This window comes from Oleiphilus sp. HI0123, assembly GCF_001635315.1.
The window spans coordinates 1-4,401 of sequence record NZ_LWGE01000747.1 but is presented as its reverse complement, the minus strand read 5'-3'; the positions used below and the strand labels follow the sequence as shown (position 1 = coordinate 4,401).

Here is a 4,401-nt window from a genome sequence, read left to right as displayed (position 1 = left end):
CGGCGCCGGTGTGTTGGGCAACAACAGGCACATTGTTGCGCTCACCCCAAACCTGTAGCTGTTCAACTGCTGCAGCTCTGAAGGTATCGCCTGCTGCTAACATGACAGAATGTCCCTGGCTCTGGAAACGCTTGGCCATTTTGCCAATAGTGGTTGTTTTACCCACGCCGTTGACACCCACAACAAGAATGACAAAAGGAGAGTCACCAGTCTTTATTTCTAAAGGTGAATGGCTAGCTTTAAGCAGACCGCTTAGTTCGTCCTTGAGTACAGCGTGCAGGCTATCGGCGTCCTTCAGTTCTTTTCGGTCGGCACTTTCGGTAATTTTATTGATAATTTCAGAAGTCGCTTCAATACCAACGTCAGCAGTTAGAAGTAGTGTTTCTATATCTTCAAGCAGCTCGTCGTCGATCTGCTTTTTGCCCATGATGAGTTCGCTTAAACCACCCGATAGGCGGCCTCGTGTGCGGCTCAAGCCAGACTTAATTCTGCCAAAAAAGCTTTTTGGCTCTGGCTCTGGCTCTGGCTCTGGCTCTGGCTCTGGCTCTGGCTCTGGCTCTGGCTCTGGCTCAGGTGCTGGTTCCGGTTCTGGTTTTGGCGCTGGTGTTGGTTCAGGCTCAGGTGCTGCTTCCGGTTCGGCTGAAGTCAGCGCAGACTCATTCAGCGGGCGAACCGTTTTAGTTTCGGGGTGTGCTTGGCGCTCAACCTTCTTTGGTTTGGTTTGGTTATGTCTGGCGCGAATCAGATCGATTGCTATTAGGAGTGCAATGACGCCAAGGGTGACCAAAGAGTATAAAATTTCTGTTTGCATAATATGAACAACTTAAGGTATTTGATTCATGCCGTTATAATTTCTCTTTGAAAAAGATCGCAACGGCGAGGCTAAAATTCACTTACAATGCACGGATCCGTCTAAACAAGCGAGCTTTTTCGAGTGCTTTGGATAATATGCATGACATAACAGGAAATTCTAATGCCAGCCAGGATTAAAAAAAACCATCGAGGACAAAAATCTCGGCCATATGGTAAAAATAATCGTATAGATAGCTCGCAAACGGGCTCTTTTCGCATTATTGGCGGTGAATGGCGTAGTCGTCGATTAAACTTTCCGGCGCTTGAAGGTCTTCGCCCAACGACAGACCGAGTGAAAGAGACGGTGTTTAATTGGTTAATGCCTTATCTACCCGGCGCCCGAGTATTGGATTTATTTGCTGGCAGTGGTTCTTTAGGCCTCGAGGCGCTTTCACGCGGCGCTGGTGAGCTATGCTCTATTGAGAAAAGTAGTCAGGCAGCCTCGAGCCTTAAGGAAAACTACGCGCTATTAGGGGGGGCTGCTGAGCGAGCTGTGGTGGAGTGCCTCGACGCATTGACTTGGCTTCAAGCGAGTCCAAAACAACAAGGTGCCTTTGATATACTCTTTCTCGATCCACCCTTTCGCAAAGGCTTACTTACAGAGACTTTAGCACTTATCGAGGAGTCAGAGATACTCGCTAAAGGGGCGGTGATTTATCTGGAGCAGGAAAAAGAAGGCGTTTTACCTGCAATTCCGAAAGATTGGCAACTGATGAAAGAAAAGGTCGCCGGGCAAGTCAGTTATCAATTGTATCAACGACAAGCTAGCGACCAGATCTGATCTAGGCTTTTGCAGCACTTAGAGAGTAATGTCTTAAACTTTTGGCAAATTCTTCGAGGCTTTCGATGCCGCTTTTTTCAGCTTGTTTACACCATTCAGAAAGCTCGTTTAACTTTTCTTGAAAGCGGCTACCGGGGTGTTTTTTCCAAATATCTTGAAGAGCCTGGCTCATCTCATAAATGGTCTTGATCATCACGTCGTGGTCAAGCATTTCATTGATTCGGCTTTTCTCAGTACTTTTAACCAAATTTTCTTCTCTAACGAGAAGCTTCTTGGCCTTTTTAAACATAATTTTTTCTTGTTCCTGCATCTTGGCTTTTTGTGCTTGGATAACCGGAATCATGACATTCTTATGGTATTGGGATAAAACATAAAAGCGATTGTGGATAATTGCCATCACCGTATCCTTATCAAGCTCCAGCTTGTGACTGTCTTTTATTGGCTTAGGTGGGATATTGCGTGCTTTTGCTAAACCAAGGGCGCTTAATATTCTGATATAAAACCAGCCGATGTCGAATTCCCAGGGTTTAACAGATAGCTTGGCGGAGTTGGGATAAGTGTGGTGATTATTGTGAAGTTCTTCGCCACCAATAAAAAAGCCCCAGGGGCTGATGTTACGGGAGGCATCTTTACACTCAAAGTTCCGGTAGCCGATTGCATGGCCGACACCATTGATAACACCCGCAGCAAATACCGGGATCCACATCATTTGAATCGCCCAAATGGTAATACCTGCCAGGCCGAAGAAGAAAATATCGATAGCGCCCATCAGTACTACACCTTTCATCTTATGAGGGGTATAGATCTTGTTTTCTAACCAATCATCAGGTGTTCGCTGACCGTAGCGCTTTAAGGTTTCGGCATTGGCAGCCTCTTCTTTATAGAGCTCAGCACCCGTTAGTAGAACTGTTTTTAGGCCTTTCGCAACAGGGCTATGTGGGTCTTCATCTGTCTCACATTTTGCGTGGTGTTTCCGGTGAATAGCGGTCCACTCTTTGGTATTTTGAGCACTACTCAGCCATATCCAGAAACGGAAGAAGTGTTTAAGTGCAGGATGCAGGTCGAGAGCGTTGTGAGCTGAGTGTCTGTGTAGATAAAGTGTGACGCTGGCGATGGTGATTTGAGTCAGAATTATCGTTGCAATGACTTTCTGCCCAACACTTAAATCGAGAATACCGTTTATCCACCAGTCAAACATTTACTTCACCTCACTCCTATAAATTCTAGCTGACACGCGTTAGTTTTATATGCTATCACAAACAATGATATTTTAGAGTATGACAGCTCGTTTATTGCACAATAACTTCGTGCTTTTTTAACACGAGATGCTGAAACTGATCTATCTTTGCGCACCATCCTTCTTTTAGCCAGGTTGTCGAAACCTTTTCCAATATGATTGCAGGCCCTATTATGGTTTCACCTTCTTTGATCGCTTCTCGCTGAAGAATTGTCACTTCTTTTTCTATCGAAGGAAGTTGAATGACTTGTGTGGTGGCATCATTTTGCACTTCAGTACATATAACATCATTACTTTGCTGAGTTTCAATTGTCAGACTAAGGCAAACATTCACGAGCTCAACCGCGGTATTAGTGAGTTGGTGCCCATAGTGTTGTTGATGGCTGTGATGAAATAAGTCTGCAATATTGCGGGTTTGATCTGCAGAAAAGGGGATATTCAGAGTGAAGCTCTGGCCTTGGTAACGAAGATCCAAAGAGCGTTCTGATCGGATAGTTTGCCTGCCTACTTGTTCTAATTTTAGTTCTTTCGTTCCTTGTGACTCGAGACCTTCAAACAGCTGTTCCAGTTGGTGATGGGAAATATCATCTAACTGAATAATATGTGTCTTGGTAAATTGCCGTTGTTTTTGAGCTTTGAGCATGCCGTAGGCCGAGAGGACACCACTATTCTGGGGAATTATGGCACTTTTCATATTGAGTTTTTCAGCTAAGGAACAGACATGCAGACCCCCAGCGCCGCCAAAGCAACATAAGGTAAAGTCATTAGGGTTGTGCCCTTTCTGAATAGAAATGGCATGAAGGGCTTTTACCATTTGTTGTTCCGCAAGTTCTATGATTCCTTCTGCCAATTGAAGCCTGCTCATTTGTAGTTTGCTGGCTAGCGTGTCTAGCGCGCTCTCTGCTGAGGCTATATCAAGAGACATACCGCCACCTAAGAAAGCATCTGCACGTATGCGCCCTAGAACTAGATTGGCATCGGTCACAGTTACTTGAGTTCCGCCTTTGTTGTAACAAACTGGGCCAGGTGCGGAACCCGCAGATTGAGGGCCGACGTGTAGCATATTTCCTTCGTCTATCCAGGCAATAGAGCCGCCGCCAGCACCGATGGTTTCCATTTTTAACATTGGTATCGCGACCGGCCAATCATTAATGCTACCTTCATCGCTTAGTTCAAAGTTGCCATCCATTAAGGCGACGTCGGTTGATGTGCCGCCCATATCAAAACTCATGATCTTGGGTAAGTGACACTGTTCACCGATATGACGAACGGCGGCTAATCCGCCAGCCGGGCCGGATAAAAGCAGATTTACAGATCGTAAAGCGGCTTGTTCAGCAGCAATGGTTCCCCCTGAAGATTGCATGATTGAGACAGGGCAGCCGTTTAGTTGCTCGATCAAGTGATCAATATAGTTTTTTACTTTTGGGCCAAGGGATGCATTTAACCAGGTTGCTATACCACGTTCGTACTCTTTATATTTTGGTAAAACAAAAGATGAGCGCGAGACGAAATAGTCACCTTCCAGGGCTTT

The 4,401-nt window shown here is 45.6% G+C and carries 4 protein-coding genes; 1 reads left to right on the top strand and 3 read right to left on the bottom strand.

Annotation, left to right across the window (positions count from 1 at the left end; translation table 11 throughout):
- Positions 1 to 811: signal recognition particle receptor subunit alpha (locus A3761_RS26155; protein WP_197472907.1), on the bottom strand; the 811-nt coding region annotated here is incomplete at its 3' end.
- A gap of 162 nt (positions 812 to 973) precedes the next feature.
- On the opposite strand from A3761_RS26155, the gene rsmD reads away from it, so the two are divergent.
- Positions 974 to 1,633: a 16S rRNA (guanine(966)-N(2))-methyltransferase RsmD gene (gene rsmD, locus A3761_RS06650; RefSeq protein WP_082865499.1), complete on the top strand. Its 660-nt coding sequence runs from the start codon at positions 974 to 976 to the stop codon at positions 1,631 to 1,633.
- A gap of 1 nt (position 1,634) precedes the next feature.
- Here rsmD and A3761_RS06645 read toward each other — a convergent pair whose 3' ends face one another.
- Both A3761_RS06645 and A3761_RS06640 read right to left on the bottom strand, forming a co-directional pair.
- Positions 1,635 to 2,831 (bottom strand): fatty acid desaturase, encoded by a 1,197-nt coding sequence (locus A3761_RS06645; RefSeq protein WP_068508775.1) that lies wholly within the window; start codon positions 2,829 to 2,831, stop codon positions 1,635 to 1,637.
- A 91-nt stretch (positions 2,832 to 2,922) separates the two neighbouring features.
- Positions 2,923 to 4,401, bottom strand: a 1,479-nt coding sequence (locus A3761_RS06640; protein ID WP_068750005.1) for a hydantoinase/oxoprolinase family protein, incomplete at its 5' end; no start/stop codon positions are given.